General features: G+C 34.4%; 3 protein-coding genes. All 3 read left to right on the plus strand.

Annotated elements, in window-relative coordinates; genetic code table 11:
• Window positions 1-1,028: FMN-binding glutamate synthase family protein (locus PHI38_RS09865; RefSeq protein WP_299855656.1), on the plus strand; the 1,028-nt coding region annotated here is incomplete at its 5' end.
• A gap of 9 nt (window positions 1,029-1,037) precedes the next feature.
• Window positions 1,038-2,867 carry a biosynthetic arginine decarboxylase gene (gene speA / locus PHI38_RS09870; RefSeq protein ID WP_299855658.1) on the plus strand — a complete coding sequence of 610 codons (1,830 nt, stop codon included), beginning with the start codon at window positions 1,038-1,040 and terminating at the stop codon, window positions 2,865-2,867.
• A 9-nt stretch (window positions 2,868-2,876) separates the two neighbouring features.
• A partial coding sequence (locus tag PHI38_RS09875; RefSeq protein WP_367182616.1) for a serine O-acetyltransferase occupies window positions 2,877-3,140 on the plus strand: 264 nt, incomplete at its 3' end.

A 3,140-nucleotide genomic window follows, 5' to 3' on the forward strand; every position in this document is an offset into this window, starting at 1 on the left:
CTCAAAACACATATATATATGACACAGACTCTCACGTACTTTTTCGTGTAAACTGGAACGCTTCCCTTGAGTCATTTCCAAAAGAAGTTCCACAAGATATACCAAACATAATATTTCAGATGAGTTCTGGTCTTTATGGTGTAAGAGACTCTAGTGGAAAGTTTGATGAGTTAAAATATCAAAAAGTTATGAAATTTTGTCGTATGACAGAAATAAAAATAGCTCAAGGTGCAAAACAGACTGGTGGGAAACTAGCAGCCGCAAAAGTTACTGCTGATATTGCATTTTACAGAGGTGTACCACAAGGAAAGGATATTTTTTCTCCAAATAGATTTCCTTATGCAGATACAACATCTCATCTACTTGACTTTGTTGAGATACTTCAAAAACTCTCACTAAAACCAGTTGGTTTTAAGATAGTAATCTCTGATGCAAATAGCGTTGATGAGATGGTAAGAGAGATAGTTTCAAGAAAAGCTCAAGGTAAAAATATTCCAGATTTCATTACAATAGATAGCGGTGAAGGTGGAAGTGCAACTGCACCACTTGAACTTATGGAATCAGTCGGATTAACTACAAATAACGCTCTTTATATCTTAGATACAATACTTAAAAAATATAATTTAAGAGATGATATAAAAATAATAGCAATCGGGAAGATATTAACACCTGATGATGCTATTATTACTATGTGTATGGGTGCTGATGCTGTTGGAATTGCAAGAGGTTTTATGATGAGTGGGGGATGCATACGCGCTAGAATGTGTTCTGGCTTTGGCTCACACGTATGCCCTGTTGGAATGGCTACCCAAGATGAGAAAAAAAGAGCATCTTATCTTGTTATAAAAAAAGGCAAAGAGATAGGAAACTACCATATAAACCTCTTAAAAGGAATGAAGGTAGTCCTAGCAGTCATGGGGGTTAGCCATATAAGTAAGCTTAGCAAATCGCATCTTACTTTCAAAAATAGAAATGATGAAATATATTTTGATGTAGATAAATATTTTCATAAAAAATTAAATGTATAGGATGTGTAAATGAATAACTTTGGTCTTGATATCTGGTCAAACAACAACTTCATCATAGAAGATGGACAAATAAGGTTAAATTACAAATGTATGCCTTCACTTCTTCAGATTGTTGAAGATATTCGCTTAGATGATGTTAGAGGACCAATTTTACTTAGATTTCCACATCTAATTAAGAGCCAAATCAGAACACTTTACAGTTATTTTGATAAGGCCATACAGCAAAATAATTATCAAGGTAAATTTAATGCTGTTTTTCCATTAAAAGTAAATCAATTTCCACATGCAATTGAGGCCGTAACAACGCAAGGTGCTCAATTTAACTATGGTCTTGAAGCTGGAAGTAAGGCTGAGTTAATTCTTGCTATGAGTAAAACACCTGCTGGAGCTTATATAACAGTAAATGGTTTCAAAGACAAAGAGATGATAACACTTGGCTTTATGGCAGCTCAAAGTGGGCATAACATTATCATCACAATTGAGGGTTTGGGAGAGTTAGAAACTATAATTGAGGTGGCAAAAGAGTGTAACTTAAAGGTTCCAAATATTGGCATAAGAGTAAGACTTCATAGCGTAGGTAGCGGTATCTGGGCTAAAAGCGGTGGAATTGATGCAAAATTTGGACTGACTTCAACAGAGATTATTGAAGCAATCACACTCCTTAGAGAAGCAAATCTTTTGGATTATTTAAGCATGATTCATTTTCATATTGGTTCTCAAATGTCTGATATTGCTCCTCTTAAAAAGGCTCTTCGTGAAGCTGGAAATATCTATGCTGAACTTAAAAAGATGGGTGCAAACAAATTAAATAGCATAAATATTGGTGGTGGACTAGCTGTGGTCTATGACCAGCATACTCTCTCAAACTCAAGAAACTACTCCATAGATGAGTTTTCAAGCAGTGTTGTCTTCTTACTTGGAGAGATTATGAATGCCAAAAATGTTTCTCATCCAGATATTTTTACAGAATCAGGAAGATTTATTGTAGCTTCTCACGCAGTCTTAATTACTCCAGTTTTGGAGCTCTCTACCCAAGATTTTCAAGAAAAACTACTAAATTTTAAAGTTATTAATCCACCGTTAATACAAGAACTCATTGAGTTAAATAAGCTTTTAAACAACACAAATTGTATTGAGTACCTTCACGATGCGCTTGACCACTTAGAGTCTATTCTTACGCTTTTTGATCTAGGTTATATCGACCTTCAAGACCGCTCAAACGCAGAGATTTTAGTGCACAATATTATTAAAAGAGCTCTTTATTTAAAATCATCAAATCCAACAGATGAGCTAGAACAACTTCAAGTCAAACTTCAAGAGCGTTACCTTATAAATGCTTCAATATTTCAAAGTTTGCCAGATTATTGGGGACTCAATCAACACTTTCCAGTTATGCCTCTGCACCATCTAGATACTACACCTCTTAGAGCAGCATCACTTTGGGATATTACATGTGATAGTGACGGTGAGATTGGATTTAACCCAGAAAAACCTCTATATCTTCATGATGTGAATCTTGATGAAGAGGATTACTTTTTAGGTTTCTTTAATGTTGGTGCATATCAAGAGACACTTGGAATGAACCACAACCTTTTTACTCACCCAAGCGAATATACAATAATCATTGATGAGAATGATTATGAGATAATAAATGCTGTTGAATCAAAAAGTATTTTAGATATTCTAGACTCCATAGGTTACGATGCACAAGAAGTATCAAAAAAGCTTAAAGACACACTGTCAAATTCTAGCTTTATTACAGCACAAGAAAAAAGTGATACACTTGCAAAACTAGAACTATTTTTACATCAAAATGGTTATTTAAGAACTACTAACTAGGAGCTGTTATTGGGACTTTTTGCTGAAATAAAAGAAGATTTTTCAAATGCATATAAAAATGACCCTGCGTTAAATTCTGGGTTTGATTTTTTATTTAATTACCCTGGAGTTTGGGCTGTTGCATGGTATAGAGTAGCGCATAAACTCTACATGGCTAACTTTAAAAGCTTAGCTAGAATTATAATGGGTTTAACTCAGATTTTAACAAATATAGATATTCACCCAGGTGCTGTTATAGGCAAAAGAGTCTTTATAGATCATGGAACTGGCGTA

Source organism: Sulfurimonas sp., from assembly GCF_028694895.1.
GTDB lineage: Bacteria > Campylobacterota > Campylobacteria > Campylobacterales > Sulfurimonadaceae > Sulfurimonas.

Bases quoted from the DNA above. Each gene is read 5' to 3' on its own strand.
- speA (WP_299855658.1), top strand. From the start codon at position 1,038: ATGAATAACTTTGGTCTTGATATCTGGTCAAACAACAACTTCATCATA.